We start from the raw sequence: 21,971 nt of genomic DNA on the forward strand, positions 1-21,971 counted from the left end.
ATCTCCGATCGGGTGGTTGTTCAGCGCGGCCAGTAGGTGCGCGCCCAGGCCGCGGGCCCGTGCTGAGGCAGGGAGTTGATGCGTGCCGGGTCCGCCCATGCGTCGCGGGTGCCTGTCGCGCCGGGCGGGGCGGTGGTCGCTGCCGCGGCGCGGGCCTGGACCACCGCCAGTGCGGCGGCCAGCTCCTCGGGGGTGGGGTTGCCCCTGACGACCTTGATCATCATTGGTCGGGTCCTTTCGGGCGGCTCTTTGCGGCGGCTCGGTCCTGGGGCTAGAGCGGGATGTTGCCGTGCTTCTTGGGCGGGAGGGATTCGCGCTTGGTGCGGAGCTGGCGCAGGCCGCGGACGATGTGGGCGCGGGTGTCCGAGGGCATGATGACGGCGTCGATGTAGCCGCGTTCGGCCGCGGTGTAGGGGTTGAGGAGGGTGTCCTCGTACTCCTGGATCAGGCGGCTGCGGGTTGCTTCCTGCTCGGTCTCGGGGGCGGCCGCGATGGTGCGGCGGTGCAGGATGTTGACCGCTCCCTGGGCGCCCATGACCGCGATCTGGGAGGTGGGCCAGGCCAGGTTGAGGTCGGCGCCCAGGTGCTTGGAGCCCATGACGTCGTAGGCGCCGCCGAACGCCTTGCGGGTGATGACCGTGATCAGGGGGACGGTCGCTTCGGCGTAGGCGTAGATGAGTTTGGCGCCGCGGCGGATGATGCCGGTGTGTTCCTGGTCCACGCCCGGCAGGAAGCCGGGGACGTCGACGAAGGTCAGGACGGGGACGTTGAACGCGTCGCAGGTGCGCACGAAGCGGGCGGCTTTTTCGGAGGCGTCGATGTCGAGGCAGCCGGCGAACTGCATGGGCTGGTTGGCGACGATGCCGACGGGGCGGCCCTCGACGCGGCCGAATCCGGTGAGGATGTTCGGTGCGAACAGCGGCTGCGTCTCGAAGAACTCCGCGTCGTCCAGGACGTGCTCGATCACGGTGTGCATGTCGTAGGGCTGGTTCGCGCTGTCGGGGACGAGGGTGTCGAGTTCGTCGTCCTCCAGGGTGCGGGCCAGGTCCGCTTCCTCGGGGAAGGCGGGCGGCTCGGACAGGTTGTTCGAGGGGAGGTAGGACAGAAGGGTTTTGACGTATTCGATGGCGTCTTTTTCGTCGCCGGCCATGTGGTGCGCGACGCCGGAGTTGGTGTTGTGGGTGCGGGCTCCGCCGAGTTCTTCGAAGCCGACGTCTTCGCCGGTGACGGTCTTGATGACGTCGGGGCCGGTGATGAACATGTGGGAGGTCTGGTCGACCATGACGGTGAAGTCGGTGATGGCGGGGGAGTAGACGGCGCCGCCCGCGCAGGGGCCGACGACGAGGCTGATCTGGGGGATGACGCCGGAGGCGTGGGTGTTGCGGCGGAAGATCTCGCCGTACATGCCGAGTGCCATGACGCCTTCCTGGATGCGGGCGCCGCCGGAGTCGTTGATGCCGATGACGGGGCAGCCCGTTTTGAGGGCGAAGTCCATCACCTTGATGATTTTCTGGCCGTAGACCTCGCCGAGGGCTCCGCCGAAGACGGTGAAGTCCTGGGAGAAGACGGCTACCGGGCGGTTTTCGACGGTGCCGTAGCCGGTGACGACGCCGTCGCCGTAGGGCTTGTTGTCGTCCAGGCCGAAGGCGGTGGAGCGGTGGCGGGCGAATTCGTCGAGTTCTACGAACGAGCCTTCGTCCAGGAGCAGTTCGATGCGTTCACGGGCCGTCAGTTTGCCCTTCGCGTGCTGCTTCTCCACCGCGCGCGCGGAGCCGGCGTGCGTGGCCTCTTCGATCCGGCGCTGCAGGTCCGCGAGCTTTCCCGCGGTCGTGTGGATGTCGATGTCGTTCACTGATTGCTCCACCGGGCTCACTGGTCATCGGAAGTATCGGATGGATCGCAAGGATCGGACGGATCGAAGGGGACAGGGAGGATCAGAACGTGTCGTGTGGGACATGAACGCCCCACACGTCGCGCAGGGCGTGGGAGACCTCGCCGACCGTGGCGCGCAGGCGCAGGGCCTCGCGCATCGGGGGCAGGACGTTGTCGGTGCCGCGCGCCGCGTCGCGCAGCGCTTCGAGAGCTCGCTCGACGGCTTCGTTGTCGCGATCCTTGCGCAGGGCCGCGAGGCGTTCGCACTGGTCGATCTCGATCTGGGGGTCGACCCGCAGCGGCTCGTACGGTTCTTCCTCGTCGAGGGCGTACTTGTTGACGCCGACCACGGTGCGTTCCTGGTGGTCGATCTCCAGCGCGATCCGGTACGCGGACTTCTCGATCTCGGACTTCTGGAAGCCCTGCTCGATCGCCGCCACCGCGCCGCCGCGGTCCTCGACGGCCTGGATCAGCTCAAGGGCCGCCGCCTCGACATCGTCCGTCATCGACTCCATGACGTAGGACCCGGCGAACGGGTCGACGGTCTTGGTCACGTCGGTCTCGTAGGCGATGACCTGCTGTGTGCGCAGGGCGAGCCGCGCCGCCTTCTGCGTGGGCAGGGCGATGGCCTCGTCGTAGGAGTTGGTGTGCAGTGACTGCGTTCCGCCGAGGACCGCGCCGAGGCCCTGAAGGGCGACCCGTACGAGGTTGACCTCGGGCTGCTGCGCGGTCAGCTGGACCCCGGCGGTCTGGGTGTGGAAGCGCAGCATCTGCGACTTGGGGTTCTTGGCCTTGAACTCGTCGCGCATGATGCGGGCCCAGATGCGGCGGGCGGCGCGGAACTTGGCGATCTCTTCGAGCAGCGTCGTCCGGGCGACGAAGAAGAACGACAGGCGCGGTGCGAAATCGTCGATGTCGAGGCCGGCGGCGAGCGCGGCGCGTACGTACTCCTTCGCGTTGGCGAGGGTGAAGGCGATCTCCTGCGCGGGCGTGGCCCCGGCCTCGGCCATGTGGTAGCCCGAGATGGAGATCGTGTTCCAGCGGGGCAGCTCCTTGTGGCAGTACGCGAAGATGTCGCTGATCAGCCGCAGGGACTGCTTGGGCGGGAAGATGTACGTGCCCCGGGCGATGTACTCCTTGAGCACGTCGTTCTGGATGGTGCCGGTCAGCTGGTCACCGGAGATGCCCTGCTCGGCCGCGACGAGCTGGTAGAGCAGGAGCAGTGTCGAGCCGGGGGCGTTGATCGTCATCGACGTGGACACCTTGTCCAGGGGCAGGCCCTGGAACAGGGTGCGCATGTCCTCGATCGAGTCGATCGCCACGCCGACCTTGCCCACCTCGCCGCGGGCGATCGACTCGTCCGAGTCGTAGCCCATCTGCGTCGGCAGGTCGAAGGCGACGCTCAGGCCGCCCGTACCGGCGCCGACCAGCTCGTGGTAGCGCTCGTTGGACTCCTTCGCCGTGCCGAATCCGGCGTACTGCCGCATCGTCCACGGCCGGCCGGTGTACATCGACGGATACACGCCCCGCGTGTACGGGAACTTTCCCGGGGCGCCGAGCTTGGCGTCCGCGTCGAAATCCGTCAGCGACCAGCCGTCGTAGAGCGGCTGGATGGGCAGACCGGATTCGCTCTGTGCCTCGGAACCCACGCCGGACCTCCTGTGGTACTCGATGTCACATCAACGGTACTCAGTACCATCGACTCAGGCAAGTGGCTTCCGAGCACCGAGACAGGGAAGGATGGGCGGTCATGAGTGAGGATGGGTGGTCATGAGTAAGCCAGCCGCGCGGATCCGCCTCGCGGACGCCGCCTTCGCGCTCTTCGACGAGCGCGGATACGAGCAGACCACCGTCGACGAGATCGCCGAGCGGGCCGGAGTGGGCCGCACGACGTTCTTCCGGCACTACCGGTCGAAGGAAGACGTGATCTTCCCCGACCATGACCGGCTGCTCGCGCTGATCAAGGACAGGCTGGCCACCTCCAGCCACAGCACCGGCCTGATCGCCGTCTCCGACGCGGTCCGCCTGGTGCTGCTGCACTACATCGACGAGGGCGACCTCGCGCGGCGGCGGTACACGCTGACCAGCAAGGTGGCGGTCCTGCGGGACCGGGAGATCGCCAGTGTGGCCAGGTACCAGCGGCTGTTCCGCGAGTTCATCGCGGACTGGATGGGTGACCCCACAGAGTCGGCGTCGCTGCGGGCCGAACTGATGGCGGCGGCCGTGGTCGCGGCCCACAACCACGTACTGCGCCGCTGGCTCCGGGGCGAGACCTCCGACCCGGTGGCGGAGATGGACGACGCCATGCGCGAAGTGCTCGCCCTCTTCCCCGCGCCCTCCGGTGCCGGGGACTCGGGTGACGCCGGCACCACCCTTGTGGCCTTCCGGACCGGACAGGATCTCGATGCGCTGCTCCCCTCCCTGAGGCGACTCGTCGAGGGCGGCGCGGCGCACTGAACGCGTGCGCTGCGTGGGGGTTTTCCCCCAACTGGATGGTCTGGCCTGTCGGATGGTGACGTGGGCGGGCCACCCGTGAAGCTTGCGGCATGGACACCAACGCCAACATCAAGACCAACATGACGAGCAGGCGCCGCGTGCTGGCCGCGTCCGCGCTCGGCCTCGCCTGGGCGGCGGCGGGCGTACCCGGCGCGAGGGCGACCGCGATGGCAGCGGACGACACGGCGCCCACGCCACGCACGTCCCGCTTGGCGCGTCTGAAGCTGCCCGCGCCGACCGGGCCGTACGGCGTGGGGACGGTGTCGCTGCGGCTGGTGGACCGGCGGCGTGCGGATCCGTGGGTGGCCGGTCGCAGGCGCGAGCTGATGGTGGATGTCCGGTACCCGGCCCGATCCGTCGCCTCGCGCCCGCGCGTGCCGCAGATGACGAAGGGGGAGGCGGTCGGCTTCGACCGTGTGAACAACTTCGGCGATCTGCCGAAGGGGCGCATCGACTGGAGCGCGACACAGACCTTCGCCCACCTCGGCGCGCCACTGGACCGGCGCGGTCCGCGGCCGGTGGTGCTGTACTCGCCGGGCGTGGGGGACCCGCGCACCCTGGGTACGACGCTGACGGACGAGCTGGCGTCGCACGGGTACGTGGTGGTGGCGATCGACCACACCTACGACGCGTCGGCGGTGGAGTTCCCCGGTGGGCGGGTGGAGACGACTCTGCTTCCGCAGGAGTTCGAACGGGCGCAGAAGGAGGGGCCCGAAGCGGTCGTCGCGCTGATGAAGAAGACGAGCGCGGTACGGGTGGCCGATACGGGGTTCGTACTGGACGAGGTGGAGCGGGCGTTCGCCACGGGCCGCCTGGAGCGCGCGCCGATCGGCATGTTCGGGCAGTCGGCGGGCGGCTTCGCGGCGCTGCAGACGATGCATGACGACGAGCGGATCACTGCGGCAGCGAATCTGGACGGAGTGCTCGCCTACGTAGGGGACGATCACGACGAGGGGGAGCTTTCCTCGGTGGCCCGTGACGGGGTGGACGGGCCGTTCCTCCTCATGGGCATGGACGGCGACGACCGTACGAACGTGCCGTCCTGGCGCGCGCTGTGGGAGCACAGCGACGGCTGGCACCGGGACCTGGTGCTGACTGGCGCGCAGCATGCGACGTACACCGATGCGACGTCGCTGATCCCGCAGATCGCCGGGCAGTTGGGCCTGCCGCAGGAGACGGTGGCCGGTCTGGTGGGGACGGTGCCGGCCGCGCGGGCGATTGGCACGCAGCGGGCGTATGTGACGGCGTTCTTCGACCGTTGGCTCCTCGGGCGCTCAGACGGTCACTTCCTGGACGGATCCTCGTCGAAGTATCCGGAGGTGCGGTTCGTGTAGGACACGGGGGCGCAAGGGTTGTGGGTGTTTTGTGGTGTTCGCGGCAAGCATCTGGGCGCAGGCGTCCGATCGTGTTGCTATGGGGGAGTACCAGCGGTGGGCGGTGAACGCCCCACCGTACAAAGGGAGTTACGGGGGATTCGAATGCGTAAGAGGAGCAGGTTGGGTGCGGTGCTGACCGCCGCCGCACTCGCCGTCACCGTGGCAGGAGCCGCCGCGCCGTCCGCGAGCGCGGCCGGCGGATGCTGGCAGAGCGGCGGACGATGGTGGTGCAACAACGTATCGGGGGCGCCCGTCTACGGCACGATGGGAGCGAGCACGCAGTACCCCGATCCGAGCAGGGTCGTCGGCTACATGAACTCCAACCCCAGCTGGTTCTTCTGCAAGATGGACGGCCAGAACTGGGTGGGTGGACCACACCCGACCCGCTGGGAGTTCACGGTCGCTGACAACGGAGAATACGGCTGGATGAAGGACACCGCGATCTCCAGCGAGACGAACCCGTTGCCCAACTGCTGAGCCACGACACGTCCGCCCCGGGCTCCCGCGCGCAACTGACGGCCGCACAGCCATCGTCCTGAGCGCCGGAAGCGCGGGGCGGACGGGTGTTCACGCGCCCGTCACGAGATCAGGGGATGCGGTGTCGGCTGCAAGGTGACGGACCGGGGCGAGGGCGGCAGCGGGTCGGGACGGCCTCCGAGGGTCGTGCTCATCGCGCACATCGAGCCCGGCCGCCGCTGACCGTCACGATTGTCACCCCACGTCGGGCAGCTGGGCATCCCCGGGAGGAGGCTCCGGTTCCTGGCGCCGCGCCATCCGCCCGTTCTCATTCCGCAGTGTCGTCAGCCACGGCCACAGATCGGGCAGCTCCTGCCCGGCGCAGGCCAGCCGATGCTCGATGCGGCACCGCTGCGTCCCGTCCACGGGACACACGCCGTACACGGTGACCCGGCCGTCCGACAGCTCGATCCACCGATGCTCCGCCGGCACGAGATGTGCCGGCACTCGCATCCCGGGCTCCAGCAGAACCCAGTCATGCTCGAGCGTGGCCACCCGATCCTGTGGCAGCCCGCAGTACGGACACCGGAACTGCCCGCTGCCGATCCTCGCGACCCCCCTGCCAGAACCCCTCATACAGCGAGCGTGCGGCCCGCGACGCCTCAACACACGTACGACTTAGGACGGGACTCCTGCGCCCTGTGAGGCCTCACGTGCCACGTGAGGCGACACCGGCCACGCCAGACCGCTCGCGCCCCAAGAGGCGCGGCCGGACAGGCGCCGTAGACAGATGGCGTCGCAGACCGTGTGGCCGACTGGTCGCGAGCAGCCGTCCCCGTTGGAACCAAACGCAACCGAGACGGGTCGGCGCACTGGGAGGATCAGTCGGACCAGTCGGCGTCGTCATGATGCTGTGCAGGAAACGAAACGGGGAGATCGTGATGTTCCGAAGCAGGTGGGTGTGCCTGACCGTAGTGGCGGGCGTGGGCTTGTTGGCCGGCTGTGGTGAGGAGAAGCCTCCGCCGCCCGTCAAGTTCGGGGCCGCCGAGCCTGCCGGAGACAAGCTCGGTCTCCAGCCGGAGAAAGGCGCTGCGGTCGCGCTCTCGCAATGGCCGGACGCCTGCAAGCTGGTGACCGGCTCGGAGCTCCGTGCGTTTCTGCCCCAGGTGAAGAGCGTCGACCACAAGCCGGTCAAGGTGACCATCCTCAACTTCAATCCCCTGGCCGATGCCGACCCCAGCACCACGGGCGACGTGCCGCGCGGCGGCTGCGAGTTCGAGTTCAACCTCCCGGGGAACGGCGGTGATGACGTGACGAACAGCAACTTCACCGTCACCGTGACGGCTCTTGCGGATCCCGCCCTCGTCGGGGACAAGTACCGCGAGGACAAAGGGGAGGACGGCTCCGAGAAGGGTTTCAAAGATCTGGCCGGCTCCTGGGGCGCCCAGGACTGCTACTCCGTCGACGGTGTGCTCGGGGCCGAAGTGACGTGCATGCAGGGGCCGTACGAGTTCGAACTGCGGGGTTCGAGCTCCGCCGAGGGCCTAGTGCCGCAGCCCGGCCCGGATGCGAAGGCCTCCGAGAACCTCGCGGCTGCGGCGAAGCGGGAACGGCTCTGGACGGACAAGGTGCTGTCGCAGGTCGCCCGTACCGTCGGCGCCCGCATGGCGTGATCCAATTCGCCATACGGCGTCAGCACAAGGCACTTTGACACAACGTCATATGTCATAGGGTGTGCTGCCGTGACCAACGGCATCGACGACATACTGGCCCCACTCGACCCCGTCGATCCGCGCGAGACAGCCGGTTACCGGCTTCTCGCGCGGCTCGGTGAGGGCGGCATGGGCACCGTGTACCTCTCGCAACACGCGGGGCGGGCAACCCGTGGCGTTCAAGGTGATCCGCCGTGAGTACGGCCAGGACCCGGACTTCCGGCGCCGCTTCGAGCAGGAGGTGCGGGCCGCCCGCCGGGTGCAGGGCTACCACCTCGTACCGGTCGTCGACCACGACACCGCGGGCGCACTTCCCTGGATCGCCTCGGTCTTCGTGCCCGGTCTTTCGCTCGCCGACGCGCTGGCCACGTACGGGCCATTGCCCCTGCCTGCCGTCTTCCAGCTGGTGGGTTGCACGGCCCGGGCCCTCGGCTCCATTCATGCGGCGGACGTCGTCCACCGCGACCTGAAGCCCGGCAACATCCTGCTCGGTTCGACCGGTCCCTACGTCATCGACTTCGGCATCGCACAAGCGGCCGACGCCACCCAGCTCACCCGCAGCGGCGGAGTCATCGGCACGCCGCAGTACATGTCGCCCGAACACGCTCTGGGTGAACCCGTCACCGCGGCCACCGATCTCTTCTCGCTCGGCCTCATCGCGGCGGTCGCGGCGACGGGACAGCACCCGTACGGCGACGGCGGCGCGACCGCCCTCGGCGTACGCATCGCCAACACCGAGCGCACACCTCCGGACTTGAGCAACTACCCGGCGCCGTTGCGGACGTTGCTGGAACGGTGCCTCACCGCCGATCCGGCTACCCGCATCACGACGGACGAACTCGCCGAGCTGTGCGAGCGGGAGGCCGTGCGGCCACTGCGCGCGTTCGGCGGCTGGCTGCCGGCGCCGCTCATGGAACGGATCGCACGCAGGGAGGCGGCTGCCGCGCGGCCCCCGACGCCCACGCCGACACCTACGGCCACGCCCACCCAGCCGGACGGCGCGGCGCACCTGGCCGGCCAGCCCACCGTGTCCGCCCCGCCGCCCCCGTCCGGCCCGGCTCATGCGCCGTGGTCGACGAACACGCCCTCACCCACGCCCGCCAAGCGCACCCGCACCCCGCTGCTGGCCGCCGCCGGCGTGGTCGCCGTGGCCCTTGCTGTGATCGTCACGTGGGCCATCGCGAGGCCCGACGGCGGTACGGATGGTGCAAACGGCACCGGGGCGGACGGAAAGCACACCGGCACCCCAACCGCCACCTCGTCACCGTCAACCTCGTCTCCCTCGCCGCAGGACGCGTACACACTCGTCTTCAAGGACAAGCCCCTCACCCTCCGGGCACCGGCCTACAACACCGGCACACACGTGGACCTGGACGCGCCGAAACTCTTCCCCGACGGAGAGATCGGCCAGGACGACGGCATGGAACTCACCTACCAGGACTGGGGCGACTCCGACCTGCGCTTCCTCACCCCCATGGGCCGGAGCACCGGCACGACGCCCGAGGCATGCAGGACGGGCGTGGACACCGACGCGCTCCCGGCCGCGATCTCCGCCGACGACCTGGACGCCGGGAAGACCCTGACCAAGGGCATGGTGTTGTGCACCGTCACCAGCGACGACAACGTGGCGATGCTACGTGTCACCGACGTCGTACCCGACACCAAGCAGGGTCTGTCCAGCGACATGCCTGACTATGTCACCACGCTGACCCTCTGGAAGAGCAACAAGTAGGACCTGCTGAAGACCGCGCCGACGGCACACGCGTGGCCCGGGGCTCAGCGGGAGTCTGAGGCCAGGCGTTCGAGGAGGTCGGGGAGCGCGGCGAAGGAGTCGAGCACGTGGTCCGGTGTGCCGTCGGCCGAACGGTGCGTCTCAGGAAGGTATTTGCCGGTCTTGACGAGTGCGCCGGTGATGCCGCTGCGCTGGGCCGCGAGCACGTCGGACTCGATGTCGTCGCCCACCATGAGGGTTGTGGACGGCTCGGCGCCCAGGTGGGCGAGCGCGGCGGCGAAGAAGGCCTCGGACGGTTTGCCGGTGATGCTCGCCTCGACCCGGGCGGCCCGCTCCAGCCCGAGGAGGAAGGCGCCCGTGTCGAGGTCGAGCCCGTCGGCGGTGCGCCAGTAGAGGTTCCGGTGCATGGCTACGAGGTGTGCTCCGCGCTGGAGGTGATGGAAGACGCGGTTGAGGGCTGCGTAGTCGAACACCTCCCCTGCGCCACCGACCACTACGACGTCCACGTCCGTCTCTGGGTGTGGCTCGGTGTGTGCCTCCGGCTCGACAAGCGTCACGCCCGTCAGATCGTCCTGGATGTCACCGGCGTTGAGCAGCAGGCAGCGTGCGCCCGGGTGGTGCGACCGAAGGTAGGCGGCGGTGACGGCCGGGGCGGTGAGGATGTCGTCGACCGAGACGGGGAACCCGGCCTTTGTAAGCCGTGCGCAGATCGACGCGCGTGTACGTGAGGTCGTGTTGGTGACCAGCGCGAGGGGGAGCCCCGCAGCGCGCAGCCGCTCCATGGCCTCGACGGCGCCTGGGAGAGGCTCCCAGGAGACCGTGAGTACTCCGTCGATGTCGATGAGGACTGCGCGGATCGCGCCGGCTCGCTCTCGCTCCATGGGGCGACGGTAGTCGCCGCGCCGGTGAATCTGCGGTGCACGCTCTCCGAGTCGCCGGTCCATCCCGGTCAGGGCGTGTTTTTAGCCCCGGAGAACAGCGGGCGCCACCCGGTCGGCCGCGTCGTCCAGGGAATCGTCTCCGGTACCGGCGCGAGGACCTGGCGGCCGGCGAACGCCTGGATTCTTGGGTGAGACCTCCGGTGTGACCTGCCTTCCGAGGGGTTGGCCGGCGGCACAGCAGGGCCGGGGATCCAACTGTCCACCCGCGTCGACATAATGTCGCCGTGAACTCTCTTCAGCACCCCAATACCCCTGCTCCACAACGCGTTTCGGTAGTCGTGGTGGGCGCCGGTCCCGCCGGGCTGACCGTCGGAAACATCCTGAGACGCGCCGGGGTCGACTGCGTGGTCCTCGAGTCCGAGACACGGGAGTTCATCGAGCAGCGGCCGCGCGCCGGGGTCATCGAGGAGTGGGCGGTTCGCGCCCTGGAGCAGCGGGGCCTTGCCGGGAACCTGCTGCGGAAGGCGCAGCGGCATACGGCCTGTGAATTCCGGTTCGACGGGCGCCGACACCGCTTTGAATACGGCGAACTGACGGACCGTCATCACTTCGTGTACCCGCAGCCGCTGCTCGTCACGGATCTGGTGCGTGAGTACGCCGATGTGCGGGACGGTGACATCAGGTTCGGCGTCCGGGATGTGCAGGTGCACGACATCGAAACGGATCGGCCATCGGTGTCGTACACCTGCCCCGAGTCCGGTCAGCGGCAAGTGGTTCATTGCGACTTCGTCGCAGGATGCGACGGCGCGCGTGGCGTGACGCGGCGCGCCCTGCCCGCTGAGCACTACCGGGTCGCGCGGCACGACTACGGCATAGGTTGGCTGTCTCTGCTGGCCGAGGCGCCGCCTTCCTCCGACTGTGTGCTCTTCGGGATCCATCAGGACGGATTCGCCGGACAGATGCCTCGCAGTTCCGAGGTGACCCGTTACTACCTCCAGTGCCCGCCCGGCGACGCCCCGGAGAACTGGCCGCATGAACGCGTATGGGCTGAGCTGCGCCGACGGCTCGCTGTGGAGGGAGCCCCGGAGTTGGTCGAGGGGCGGTTGGTCGAGAAGCGGATGCTGGACATGCACGACTATGTCGTCGAGCCGATGGCGTCCGGGCGCCTGTTCCTGGCCGGTGACGCGGCCCACCTTGTGGCGCCGATCGCGGCGAAGGGCATGAACCTCGCCCTGCACGACGCTTTCCTGCTCGGCGACGCACTGGTCGCCCACCTCACGCAGGAAGCCGGAAGTAACAGCGGTCTGGAGAGCTACTCGGAGGCTTGCCTGCGTCGGGTGTGGGACTACCAGGAGTTCTCGCAGTGGTTGTCCGACGTCTATCACGGGTCGGCTGCAGGGGAGCCGTTCCGGACGGGCACCACGCTCGCCCGGCTTCGGCGCCTGTTCACCTCTCCGCTCGCGGCGGCCGCGTTCGCCGAGCAGTACCTCGGCACAGCTGAGAGCTACTGACCGACTGCCGGCGAGCCACTCGGCATCGCCCCGGCCTGGGGCGGGCCCCGAGCACGCAGGGGACAGCTGCGCCTGAGTATTCCTACTCAGCTGATCGCGTCACTTGGCTCTGATGCGGAGGGGCGTCGTTCCCCACCATGGAGTCCCTCCATCCGAGTTGAGAGAGGTGCTTATGGGCGGCCGTGATCTGCAGCTGCGTGTTGCCACTCCGGTGGATCTTCAGTGGATCCACGGGCTACGTCATCGGGTGTACGCACAGGAGTTGGGCCAGCACGCGCCGGATCCGGCCGGCCGGCTTCGCGACGGGTTGGACGGCGAGAACGTCTACCTCGTCGCGGCGCGAGGGGCGGCCCGAATCGGCTTTGTCAGTGTGACTCCGCCCTGGCTGGGCCGGTATGCGTTGGACAAGTACCTGAGCCGCGAGGAGCTGCCGCTCCTGGGCGAGAGCGATGTGTTCGAGGTACGCATCCTCACGGTTGAGCCGCGCTGGCGGAGCACTTCAGCGGCACTACTGCTGATGTACGCGGCACTGCGCTGGATCGCCGCCCGGGGTGGCCGAAAGGTGGTGGCAATGGGGCGCACCGACCTGCTCAACATGTACCTGTCCGCCGGACTGCGCCCGGTCGGCCGTACCGTCCACAGCGGTGCGTTGACGTTCGAGGTACTGACCGCGAGCGTGACCGACCTGACGAAGGTCACGAGGGACCGCTACCGCACCACGCTGAAGCGTCTGGGCTCCGATGTGGACTGGCGGCTCGACATGCCGTTCGCACCACGGCCGGACGGCTGCGAACACGGCGGGGCCTCGTTCACCGCCATCGGCACGGACTTCCGTAGTCTGCACCGGCGCCATCAGGTAGTGGCGGCCGATGTGTTGGATGCCTGGTTCCCACCCGCTCCCGGCGTACGAGCGGTGCTCGCGGAGGATCCGGGCTGGGCCGCCCGGACCTCACCGCCGACCGCTGCCGAGGGCCTGCTGGCGGAAATCGCCATGGCGCGGTCGCTGCCGACTGAGACACTCGCGGTCGGCGCCGGTTCATCCGACCTCATCTTCAGGGCGTTCGGTCAGTGGCTGACGCCGCAGAGCAGGGTGCTGCTGATGGACCCGGGCTACGGAGAGTACGCCCACGTCACCGAGAGGGTCATCGGATGCCGGGTGGACCGATTCAGGTTGCGCCGCGAAGACGGCTGGCGCATCGACCCGGTCCAGCTGTCCGCTGCTGTAAGGGCCGGTCACTACGACCTCGTGGTGCTGGTCAACCCGAACAACCCGACCGGCCGCCACGCGCCGGCTGCGGACCTGCGCTCGCTCATTGCCTCTGCGCCGGCCCGAACACGGTGGTGGATCGATGAGGCGTACCTGGGCTATGTCGACCTGACAGAGTCGCTCGCCGACCTCGCCGCGACGGACCCGCGGGTAGTCGTCTGCAGCTCGCTGTCCAAGATGTATGCGCTGTCCGGCATGCGGGCCGCGTACCTGGTGGCCGAGCCCGTCACCGCGGCGCAGCTACGCCGATGGACACCGCCGTGGCCGGTCAGTCTCCCGGCGCAGCTGGCCGCGGTGGCAGCACTGCGCGACCCGGTGCACTACAGCGACTGCTGGCTTCGCACCGGGGTGCTCCGCAGGCAACTGGCCAGTGATCTGGCCGGACTTGACGAGGGCTTGGTCGTGGGGGAAGCCGTGGCAAACTTCCTCACCCTGACCCTGCCGTCGGGCGGACCGAGTGCCGCGCAACTGGTGAACGAGTGCCGCCGCCGCGACGTGTACCTGCGCGACCTGTCGCCGTTGTCGTCGCAGTACCAGGGGCGCACCGTGCGCATCGCGGTCAGGGACACCGCCGAGAATGCGCGCATGGTGGCCGCATGTCAGGCCGCCCTGAACGTGCTGCGGCCGGGTCAGGCCTCGGTCGCTCCGATGCCCGCAGGCGTTCCTGTTGCGGGGTCCGCTCGGTGATCACGTGGCCGCCGCCCACACGCAGGACACCGCTTTGACGTATCGATGCCGGAATGCCTTGTGCGGCCGACGTCGATCCACCTGGGCCGGTACTCTTGGCCGGTCCGGCACCGCATGCCGTGAGCGTCGCCGTGGCCGTGACCAACAGGCCCGCCAACAGTCGCCGCAAGGATCTGTTCATGAGTTGTTCCTAGGGCTCGGGTGTTGCTGTGGCCACAAAAGTAGGAGCCACCTCACCCAGGAGCTATGGATCCAATTCCAAGCATCACGCCATCCAGTAGTGCCCAGCTCCAAACGGCGCCGTGCGAGATCGACTCGCCCGCCACCGACCCCGACTACCGGACGGTCTACGCACGCACCGGGTGCCTGTACGTGCCGGGCGGGGCCGGTGTGTTCGGACGAGTGGCCGCCGCCGTGCGCAGCGACGGAGAAATCCTGGGCACGATCTGGGTCATCGCCGACACCAAGGATGCTCGAGCAAAGGCAACCGCCGTCCTGCCGGGACTGCTGGACACGGCCGCGCTGCACCTTCACCACGCACGCGCCGAGCTGGACCTGCGGCGCACACGGCAGGCAAATCTGCTCTCAGCTCTGGTGCGGGCGCCCAACGAGTCCCTCGCTGCCGCGCTTCCGTTCGACATCTCACAACGGCGCTGGTTCGTCCTGGCCATGCTGGCGCCGACGTCCTGCGACTCGGCGAGCGCGCCCGGGGACCGGCTCGTCCGCCGCCTCTCGGCGTGGCTCCACATCATTCATCCAAGTGCGCTCCTCGCCGAGGTCGACGCCCGCCTCGTCATACTCTTCAGCGGCAGCGCCGAGCACGACTGGGTCCAGACAGAGCGAAGTCTCGAAGACTTCTTCCAAGGTGCGCAGCCGAATGTTGCATCCATGACCGTCATCGCCGGATCCCGACTCGGCAACGTGGGCGGCATCAGCGCCGAATTCAAACAGATGCAGACCCTGGCCGGGCTGCTGCGGGCGCAGGTGGTCACACCTCAACCCGGTACGAACGTAGTCTATCTGACACATCATCACCACCACGTCGACCTTGCGGAAATGGCCGGCTTCAAAGGCAATACAGGCCATCGGCAGCCTGTAGTCCTCCGCCGCATCGAGGAGATGGACAAGCAGTCGGGAACGGACTATTTCCGGACCCTTCAGGTCTACGTGGACAACAACCGCAACATCGCCGCAACCGCCGCGGCGCTGGGCGTCCACCCCAACACGGCCCGATACAGGGTGGAAAAGATCCAGACGACGTTCAACCTCGACCTGGCCGACCTCGACACGTTCACCTGGCTCGTCCTCCACTGCCGCTACGTTTCACGCTCGACCGCAGGGGCGAAGCCTGCGAACTGACGGCCGCCCGGCAGGCGTTGCCCACCGCGACCGGCGGCAGCCGAGCCGGAGCGCGCGGCCGGTTCCAAGGTCGCTCTTCGGCGTCCGTGCGCAATCCCTTGACCCCCTACCGACTGGACGGTATGCCTAGGGCCACTGTTACGGCACTCAGGAGCTGATGTGAGCTTCAACCTGGCCACGATGCTGTACGAGACGGCGTCGGCCGCCCCGGACAAGCCATGCGTCATCATCGGCGACACTGCCTTGACCTACGCCCAGGTGGAGGAGCTCTCCGGCCTGGTGGCCGGGAACCTTCTCTCGCTAGGCCTAGAGCGGGGCGCGAAGGTAGCGGTCCAGCTGCCCAACATCCCGCAGTTCCTGTTCGCCTACTTCGGCGCCCTGCGGGCCGGCCTGGTCATGGTGCCGCTGAACCCGCTGCTGCGGGCGCCGGAGGTCACGTACCACCTGGAGAACTCCGACGCTCAAGTGCTCATCACCTGCGAGTCGTTCGCCGAGGAGGCGCACCGGGGTGCGAGCGCGGTGCCCGGTATCTCGACGTACGTCGTCGACCTCGGTGGCGGGCAGCGGCCGGAAGGAACCAGGCCGTTCGACGAGCTGCTCGCCCCGGCCGAGGCCCCCGACATCGTGCCGACCAACGCCGACGACACCGCGGTACTGCTCTACACGAGCGGCACCACCGGCAAGCCGAAGGGCGCCGAACTCACGCACTTCCAGCTGTACATGAACTGCTCCGTCGCCGGGGACCTGATCGGCTTCCTCGACGACGACATCGTCATAGCCGTACTGCCGATGTTCCACGTCTTCGGTCTGTCCAGTGTCCTCAACGCCGCCGTGCGCTTCGGCATCCCGTCGTCGCGGAGGCCGCCGTCATCGGCAGGCCCGACGAGACGTTCGGCGAAGAAGTCGTCGCGGTCGTCGGCCTGACGCCCGGACGGCAGGCCACGCCCGACGAGTTGATCGCGTTCTGCAAGGAACGGATGGCCGCCTACAAATATCCCCGTGAGATCCGGGTGCTCCAGGAGCTGCCCAAGGGACCCACCGGGAAGATCCTCAAGAAGGAGCTGCGCTGATGGCCATGGTGGAGACCGTCCGGGGACCGGTGGACACGGGCGCCCTGGAGCGCACGTACATGCACGAGCACATCTTCGTGCTGAGCCCGGACGTGCAGCAGAACTACCCAGGGGAGTGGGGTGACGAGAACGACCGGATCGCGGACGCGGTGGACAAGCTCGGCGCGCTCAGCGCTCAGGGTGTCCGCACCATCGTCGACCCCACGGTGATCGGCCTGGGCCGTTACATTCCACGGATCCAGCGCGTCGCCGAGCAGCTTCCCGACCTCAACATCGTGGTGGCGACGGGCTGTTACACGTACGAAGACGTGCCGTTCTTCTTCCATCACCGCGGTCCGGCGCTGAACGAAGCCGCGGGCATGGAAGTGCCGGACCCGATGGTGGACATGTTCGTCGGCGACATCGAGGACGGCATCGCCGGCACCGGCGTCAAGGCCGGCCTTCTCAAGTGCGCCATCGACCAGCAGGGCCTCACACCGGGAGTGGAGCGGGTGATGCGTGCGGTGGCCAAGGCGCATCTGCGCACCGGCACCCCCATCACCGTGCACACCCACCCAGGGGCGCGCACGGGGCTGGAGGTCAGGCGTGTGCTGTGCGAGGAGGAGGGCGTGGACCCGAGCCGCGTCGTGCTCGGGCACAGCGGTGACACCACCGACGTGGACCACCTCGGCGAACTGGCCGAAGCCGGATTCGTACTCGGGATGGACCGGTTCGGGATCAACCTCGAGACCACCTTCGAGGCCCGGGCCGAGACGGTGGTGGAGATGTGCCGACGGGGGTACGCCGACCGGATGGTGCTCTCGCAGGACGCTTCCTGCTACATCGACTGGATCGACCCCGCCGTCATGCCGCTGCTCCCGCAGTGGCATTACCTCCACATCGTGGACGAGGTGCTGCCCTACCTCGAACGGCGCGGGGTCGCCAAGGAGCAGATCGACACCATGCTCGTCGACGTCCCCCGCCGCTACTTCGAGGCCGGTGCCAAGGGCTAGGGCCGGTCAGCCCATCGTCTTGGCCCCGTCGAGGGACTCGCGGATGATGTCGGCGTGGCCGCAGTGCTGAGCGGTCTCGGCGACGATGTGCATCAGCACCTGGCGCGCCGACCACTTGCCGCCCGGCTCGGACCACGGGGCCTTCGGCAGCGGCCACGTGACATCCAGGTCGGGGAGATCGGCGATCACCTCGTCGGTCCGGCGGCCCTCCTTGGCGTAGGCGGCCAGCACACCTTCCAACGTCTCGCCTGGCTGCAGCCGGAACCCGTCGGCGCGGCGGGCCCAGTCGGCCTCGGTCATGGCCGTGAAGTCAGGCATCGCGGACGGGCCGTTGAGGATGAAGTCCACCCAGGACCGCTCGACCTCGGTGACGTGCTTGATGAGACCGCCCACGCACAGCGCACTCGCGGTGGTCTGCTTCGCGGCCTGCTCGTCGGTGAGGTCACGGGCGGTGAAGCGCAGGAAGTTCCGCTGCTTGTCCAGCGCCTCCAGCCACTCGGCGCGCTCGCCGGTGACGGCCGGGGCCTCTGCCTGGGCCTGGGTGTCCAGCTCGTTGACAGCCATGGTTACGCCTCCACGTGTTTCTGCTCCGTCGGACAACAACCACGCTATGCCCCATGTAGGTCAGACTCTGTCCTAGACGGCTCGCGCCCGGTGATGTGAATCGCCGGCCCCAAGGACGCGTGAGCCCCGGGCAGCCGCAGTGCGACTGGCCCGGGGCCTGCGCCTTGAGAGATACAGGGGGTGGAACTGTCCCGGCATTCCTCAGCGACGCACAGGTCAGCGATCAGGCGTCGGGCGTCACGCGTCAGGCGAGTTCGACCAGCAGGTCTCCGCCCTCCACCTGCTGGATCGCGTTGATGGCGAGCCGGGACACCGTGCCGCCCTTCGGGGCGGTGATGGAGGCCTCCATCTTCATCGCCTCGATCGTGGCCACCGTTGCACCGGCCTCCACCGTGTCGCCCTCGGCCACCGCCAGCGTGACCACGCCTGCGAACGGCGCCGCGACGTGGTTCGAGTTGGACTTGTCCGCCTTCTCGGTCACCGGGACATCGGACGCCACGGAGTGGTCCCGTACCTGGATCGGCCGCAGTTGACCGTTCAGAGTGGCCATCACGGTGCGTACACCGCGCTCGTCCGCTTCGCCGATGGCCTCCAGCTCGATGAGCAGCCGGACGCCGGGTTCCAGGTCCACGGAGTACTCGCGGTCCGGGCTGATGCCGTAGAAGAAGTCCTTGCTGGCCAGCACGCTGGTGTCGCCGAACGCCTGCCGGTGGCTCTCGAAGTCCTTGGTCGGCCCGGGGAACAGCAGCTGGTTCAGCGTCGACCGCCGGTCCTTCGCGAGACCGGCGCGCTCCTCGGCGGACAGTTCACGCATCGGCTCGGGTCCGGCGCGGCCCTGCAGCGCCTTGGTGCGGAACGGCTCCGGCCACCCGCCGGGCGGCAGGCCAAGCTCGCCGTGCAGGAACCCGATGACCGAGGACGGGAGGTCGAACGAGTTCGGCTCGGCCTCGAAGTCCGCAGGCGACACCCCGGCCCCCACCAGGTGCAGCGCGAGGTCGCCGACCACCTTGGACGAAGGGGTGACCTTCACGAGGTGGCCGAGGATCCGGTCGGCGGCGGCGTACATCGCTTCGATGTCCTCGAACCGGTCGCCGAGCCCGAGCGCGATGGCCTGCGTCCGGAGATTGGAGAGCTGGCCGCCGGGGATCTCGTGGTGGTAGACGCGACCGGTCGGCGAGGACAGGCCCGCCTCGAACGGCGCGTAGATCTTGCGCACGCTCTCCCAGTACGGCTCCAGATCGCAGACGGCCTGGAGATCGAGGCCGGTCGGCCGTTCCGAGTGATTGGTCGCGGCGACGATCGCCGAGAGGGACGGCTGCGAGGTGGTGCCCGCCATCGACGCCACCGCCCCGTCCACCGCGTCGGCGCCCGCCTGGATCGCCGCGAGATACGTGGCCAGCTGGCCACCCGCGGTGTCGTGCGTGTGGATGTGTACGGGCAGATCGAACTCCCTGCGCAGCGCGGAGACCAGCTTCGCCGCCGCAGGCGCGCGCAGCAGCCCCGCCATGTCCTTGACCGCGAGCACATGGGCGCCCGCGTCCACGATCTGCTCCGCGAGACGCAGGTAGTAGTCGAGGGTGTAGAGCTTCTCCGACGGGTCGGACAGGTCGGAGGTGTAGCAGAGGGCGACCTCCGCGACCGCCGAGCCGGTCTCACGCACCGCGTCGATCGCGGGCCGCATCTGACCCACGTCGTTCAGGGCGTCGAAGATCCGGAAGATGTCGATACCGGTCGCGGCAGCCTCTTCCACGAAGGCGTTGGTCACCTCCGTGGGGTACGGCGTGTAGCCGACCGTGTTACGGCCGCGCAGCAGCATCTGCAGACAGATGTTGGGCACGGCCGCGCGCAGTTGGGCGAGCCGGTCCCACGGGTCCTCGGCGAGGAAGCGCAGCGCGACGTCGTAGGTCGCGCCGCCCCAGCACTCCAGCGAAAGGAGTTGCGGCACCGTCTGCGCCACGGCCGGTGCCGCAGCGAGGAGGTCCTTGGTACGGACGCGGGTGGCGAGCAGCGACTGATGCGCGTCCCGGAACGTGGTGTCGGTGACGCCGATGGTGGGGGAGGCGCGCAGCCACCGGGCGAAGCCCTCGGGGCCGAGCTCGGTCAGTTTCTGCTTGGAGCCGGCCGGCGGTTCGCCGTCGGGCAGCCGCGGGAGCTTGGTGGCGGCATCGATCAGATGGGGCCGCTCGCCGTGCGGCTTGTTGACCGTGACGTCGGCGAGGTAGGTGAGCAACTTCGAGCCACGGTCGGCCGAGTGACGTGCCGTCAGCAGATGCGGCCGCTTCTCGATGAACGAAGTGGTGACGCGTCCGGCGGCGAAGTCGGGATCGTCGAGAACGGCCTGGAGGAAGGGAATGTTCGTCGACACACCGCGGATACGGAACTCGGCCACGGCACGCCGGGCCCGGCCGACCGCCGTCTCGAAGTCCCGTCCCCGGCAGGTCAGTTTGACCAGCATCGAGTCGAAGTGGGCGCTGATCTCCGTACCGGCATGGGTGGTGCCGCCGTCCAGCCGGATGCCGGAGCCGCCCGGGGAACGGTAGGCGCTGATCTTGCCGGTGTCGGGGCGGAAGCCGTTGGCCGGGTCCTCGGTGGTGATCCGGCACTGCAGCGCGGCGCCGTGGAGGCGCACGGTGTCCTGGGACAGGCCGAGGTCGTCCAGCGTCTCGCCGGCGGCGATCCGCAGCTGCGCCTGGACGAGGTCCACATCGGTGACCTCCTCGGTCACCGTGTGCTCGACCTGGATCCGCGGATTCATCTCGATGAAGACGTGCTGTCCGGCGGGGTCGAGGAGGAATTCCACGGTGCCCGCGTTGCGGTAGCCGATCTGCCGGGCGAACTTCACGGCGTCGGCGCAGATCCGCTCGCGCACCTCGGGATCGAGATTCGGCGCGGGCGCCAGCTCGATCACCTTCTGGTGGCGACGCTGCAAGGAGCAGTCGCGCTCGAAGAGATGGATGACGCGGCCCTCGCCGTCGGCGAGGATCTGCACCTCGATGTGCCGGGGCTCGACCACGGCCTTCTCCAGGAAGACGGTCGGGTCGCCGAACGCCGACTCGGCCTCGCGGGCCGCAGCCTCGATCGACTCGCGCAGCGTCGCCGGGTCCTCCACGCGCCGCATGCCGCGCCCGCCGCCACCGGCCACGGCCTTGACGAAGACCGGGAATCCGAGATCGTCGGCCGCCCGGACCAGCTCGTCGACGTCGGTCGAGGGCTGCGAGGAACCGAGGACCGGGACGCCGGCCGCGCGGGCCGCGGCCACGGCGCGCGCCTTGTTCCCCGTCAGTTCGAGCGTCTCGGCACTCGGCCCGACGAACGTGATGCCGGAACGCTCGCACGCGAGAGCCAGCTCAGGGTTCTCGGACAGGAAGCCGTACCCGGGATAGATGGCGTCGGCGCCCGCCTTGCGCGCCGCACGGATGATCTCGTCGACGGAGAGATAGGCCCGTACGGGGTGCCCGGCCTCGCCGATCTCGTAGGCTTCGTCCGCCTTCATCCGGTGCAGTGAGTTGCGATCCTCGTGAGGGAACACCGCGACGGTTCGAGCCCCTAGCTCAAAGCCGGCGCGGAACGCCCGGATCGCGATCTCTCCGCGGTTGGCGACGAGCACCTTACGGAACATGCGCATGTCCTTCCGTCGCCCGGAATGGGCGAACTGTCGGGTTGCGGGGCGTCACGCTCCCGGATCATGCCACCTCTGCAGTCAAGACATCCAGGTGCACTACGTCACATGCCGCAGCGCCGGGTGGAGATGCCCCGACCGGTTTGACCACCGATTACTGGCGTAGCGCCCGGACGCGTCGCCGCCCCGAGTCACGCTCCGGACCGGGCAGCTCCGGACGTCGGCATGAGAGCCCCAACTCGCCATATTCGGCACGATGCTGATGGGCCTGTGGAGTCTCCGTCACGCCCGCACCTCCGGGGATACGGGCGCTCACCGTCCGCCGCGACATGAACGGTAAGTGAGCCATTCACATAAAGGCATCACGAAGAGCGCAC

General features: G+C 68.7%; 19 protein-coding genes. 12 read left to right on the forward strand and 7 right to left on the reverse strand.

All coding sequences use genetic code 11. The features are described from left to right. Window positions 1–20 precede the first annotated feature (20 nt). The 3 genes from OG574_RS43725 to OG574_RS43735 form a co-directional block, all read right to left on the reverse strand. Window positions 21–224: an acyl-CoA carboxylase epsilon subunit gene (locus OG574_RS43725; protein WP_326777775.1), complete on the reverse strand. Its 204-nt coding sequence runs from the start codon at window positions 222–224 to the stop codon at window positions 21–23. 47 nt (window positions 225–271) lie between these two features. Next, window positions 272–1,852 carry an acyl-CoA carboxylase subunit beta gene (locus tag OG574_RS43730; protein WP_442816892.1) on the reverse strand — a complete coding sequence of 527 codons (1,581 nt, stop codon included), beginning with the start codon at window positions 1,850–1,852 and terminating at the stop codon, window positions 272–274. Between the two features lie 82 nt (window positions 1,853–1,934). Continuing rightward, window positions 1,935–3,521, reverse strand: coding sequence for an acyl-CoA mutase large subunit family protein (locus OG574_RS43735; protein WP_326777777.1), 1,587 nt, complete (start codon window positions 3,519–3,521; stop codon window positions 1,935–1,937). Window positions 3,522–3,642: 121 nt separating this feature from the next. Here OG574_RS43735 and OG574_RS43740 point away from each other — a divergent pair, with 121 nt between their 5' ends. The 3 genes from OG574_RS43740 to OG574_RS43750 all read left to right on the forward strand — a co-directional run bounded on the left by OG574_RS43740 (window position 3,643) and on the right by OG574_RS43750 (window position 6,221). Beyond that, window positions 3,643–4,329: a TetR/AcrR family transcriptional regulator gene (locus OG574_RS43740; protein WP_100596853.1), complete on the forward strand. Its 687-nt coding sequence runs from the start codon at window positions 3,643–3,645 to the stop codon at window positions 4,327–4,329. Window positions 4,330–4,418: 89 nt separating this feature from the next. Then, entirely contained in the window at window positions 4,419–5,702 is a 1,284-nt protein-coding gene (locus OG574_RS43745) for an alpha/beta hydrolase family protein (RefSeq protein ID WP_326777778.1), read from the forward strand. A 171-nt stretch (window positions 5,703–5,873) separates the two neighbouring features. After that, window positions 5,874–6,221 (forward strand): hypothetical protein, encoded by a 348-nt coding sequence (locus tag OG574_RS43750; protein WP_234374613.1) that lies wholly within the window; start codon window positions 5,874–5,876, stop codon window positions 6,219–6,221. A 234-nt stretch (window positions 6,222–6,455) separates the two neighbouring features. On the opposite strand, the gene OG574_RS43755 is transcribed toward OG574_RS43750, so the two are convergent. Next, the gene (locus tag OG574_RS43755) at window positions 6,456–6,836 is read right to left on the reverse strand and encodes a DUF6083 domain-containing protein (RefSeq protein ID WP_326777779.1); all 381 of its coding nucleotides are present in this window, start codon (window positions 6,834–6,836) and stop codon (window positions 6,456–6,458) included. A gap of 305 nt (window positions 6,837–7,141) precedes the next feature. Between OG574_RS43755 and OG574_RS43760 the strand changes: the two genes are divergently transcribed. From OG574_RS43760 to OG574_RS43770, 3 genes are all read left to right on the forward strand, one after another. Further along, window positions 7,142–7,873: a hypothetical protein gene (locus OG574_RS43760; protein ID WP_326777780.1), complete on the forward strand. Its 732-nt coding sequence runs from the start codon at window positions 7,142–7,144 to the stop codon at window positions 7,871–7,873. A 69-nt stretch (window positions 7,874–7,942) separates the two neighbouring features. Beyond that, complete coding sequence (locus OG574_RS43765) at window positions 7,943–8,110, forward strand: hypothetical protein (protein ID WP_326777781.1); 168 nt, start codon at window positions 7,943–7,945, stop codon at window positions 8,108–8,110. Next, the gene (locus OG574_RS43770) at window positions 8,085–9,644 is read left to right on the forward strand and encodes a serine/threonine-protein kinase (protein ID WP_326777782.1); all 1,560 of its coding nucleotides are present in this window, start codon (window positions 8,085–8,087) and stop codon (window positions 9,642–9,644) included. The genes OG574_RS43765 and OG574_RS43770 overlap by 26 nt, the downstream gene beginning before the upstream one ends. A 44-nt stretch (window positions 9,645–9,688) precedes the next feature. On the opposite strand, the gene OG574_RS43775 is transcribed toward OG574_RS43770, so the two are convergent. Then, entirely contained in the window at window positions 9,689–10,525 is an 837-nt protein-coding gene (locus OG574_RS43775) for an HAD-IIA family hydrolase (RefSeq protein ID WP_326777783.1), read from the reverse strand. Between the two features lie 284 nt (window positions 10,526–10,809). Between OG574_RS43775 and OG574_RS43780 the strand changes: the two genes are divergently transcribed. The 6 genes from OG574_RS43780 (at window position 10,810) to OG574_RS43805 (ending at window position 17,411) form a co-directional block, all read left to right on the forward strand. Continuing rightward, the gene (locus OG574_RS43780; RefSeq protein ID WP_326777784.1) at window positions 10,810–12,036 is read left to right on the forward strand and encodes a 4-hydroxybenzoate 3-monooxygenase; all 1,227 of its coding nucleotides are present in this window, start codon (window positions 10,810–10,812) and stop codon (window positions 12,034–12,036) included. Between the two features lie 172 nt (window positions 12,037–12,208). Continuing rightward, complete coding sequence (locus OG574_RS43785; protein ID WP_326777785.1) at window positions 12,209–13,990, forward strand: pyridoxal phosphate-dependent aminotransferase; 1,782 nt, start codon at window positions 12,209–12,211, stop codon at window positions 13,988–13,990. A gap of 246 nt (window positions 13,991–14,236) precedes the next feature. Continuing rightward, window positions 14,237–15,349, forward strand: coding sequence for a PucR family transcriptional regulator (locus OG574_RS43790; RefSeq protein WP_326777786.1), 1,113 nt, complete (start codon window positions 14,237–14,239; stop codon window positions 15,347–15,349). 159 nt (window positions 15,350–15,508) lie between these two features. Beyond that, window positions 15,509–16,273, forward strand: coding sequence for an AMP-binding protein (locus tag OG574_RS43795; protein WP_326777787.1), 765 nt, complete (start codon window positions 15,509–15,511; stop codon window positions 16,271–16,273). Then, complete coding sequence (locus OG574_RS43800) at window positions 16,219–16,419, forward strand: AMP-binding enzyme (protein WP_326778802.1); 201 nt, start codon at window positions 16,219–16,221, stop codon at window positions 16,417–16,419. The genes OG574_RS43795 and OG574_RS43800 overlap by 55 nt, the downstream gene beginning before the upstream one ends. Further along, complete coding sequence (locus tag OG574_RS43805) at window positions 16,419–17,411, forward strand: phosphotriesterase family protein (RefSeq protein WP_326777788.1); 993 nt, start codon at window positions 16,419–16,421, stop codon at window positions 17,409–17,411. Before OG574_RS43800 ends, OG574_RS43805 begins: the two co-directional genes overlap by 1 nt. Window positions 17,412–17,417: 6 nt before the next feature. On the opposite strand, the gene OG574_RS43810 is transcribed toward OG574_RS43805, so the two are convergent. Further along, window positions 17,418–17,975, reverse strand: coding sequence for a DinB family protein (locus OG574_RS43810; protein ID WP_326777789.1), 558 nt, complete (start codon window positions 17,973–17,975; stop codon window positions 17,418–17,420). A gap of 244 nt (window positions 17,976–18,219) precedes the next feature. Beyond that, window positions 18,220–21,594 (reverse strand): pyruvate carboxylase, encoded by a 3,375-nt coding sequence (locus tag OG574_RS43815; protein ID WP_326777790.1) that lies wholly within the window; start codon window positions 21,592–21,594, stop codon window positions 18,220–18,222. Window positions 21,595–21,971: the final 377 nt, after the last annotated feature.

The sequence above is a fragment of the Streptomyces sp. NBC_01445 genome (assembly GCF_035918235.1).
In the GTDB taxonomy this organism is placed as follows: domain Bacteria; phylum Actinomycetota; class Actinomycetes; order Streptomycetales; family Streptomycetaceae; genus Streptomyces.

Coding starts and splice junctions, on each gene's coding strand:
- OG574_RS43725 (WP_326777775.1), bottom strand. CDS start 224: ATGATGATCAAGGTCGTCAGGGGCAACCCCACCCCCGAGGAGCTGGCC.
- OG574_RS43740 (WP_100596853.1), top strand. CDS start 3,643: ATGAGTAAGCCAGCCGCGCGGATCCGCCTCGCGGACGCCGCCTTCGCG.
- OG574_RS43745 (WP_326777778.1), top strand. CDS start 4,419: ATGGACACCAACGCCAACATCAAGACCAACATGACGAGCAGGCGCCGC.
- OG574_RS43755 (WP_326777779.1), bottom strand. CDS start 6,836: ATGAGGGGTTCTGGCAGGGGGGTCGCGAGGATCGGCAGCGGGCAGTTC.
- OG574_RS43760 (WP_326777780.1), top strand. CDS start 7,142: ATGTTCCGAAGCAGGTGGGTGTGCCTGACCGTAGTGGCGGGCGTGGGC.
- OG574_RS43775 (WP_326777783.1), bottom strand. CDS start 10,525: ATGGAGCGAGAGCGAGCCGGCGCGATCCGCGCAGTCCTCATCGACATC.
- OG574_RS43785 (WP_326777785.1), top strand. CDS start 12,209: ATGGGCGGCCGTGATCTGCAGCTGCGTGTTGCCACTCCGGTGGATCTT.
- OG574_RS43790 (WP_326777786.1), top strand. CDS start 14,237: ATGGATCCAATTCCAAGCATCACGCCATCCAGTAGTGCCCAGCTCCAA.
- OG574_RS43805 (WP_326777788.1), top strand. CDS start 16,419: ATGGCCATGGTGGAGACCGTCCGGGGACCGGTGGACACGGGCGCCCTG.
- OG574_RS43810 (WP_326777789.1), bottom strand. CDS start 17,975: ATGGCTGTCAACGAGCTGGACACCCAGGCCCAGGCAGAGGCCCCGGCC.
- OG574_RS43815 (WP_326777790.1), bottom strand. CDS start 21,594: ATGTTCCGTAAGGTGCTCGTCGCCAACCGCGGAGAGATCGCGATCCGG.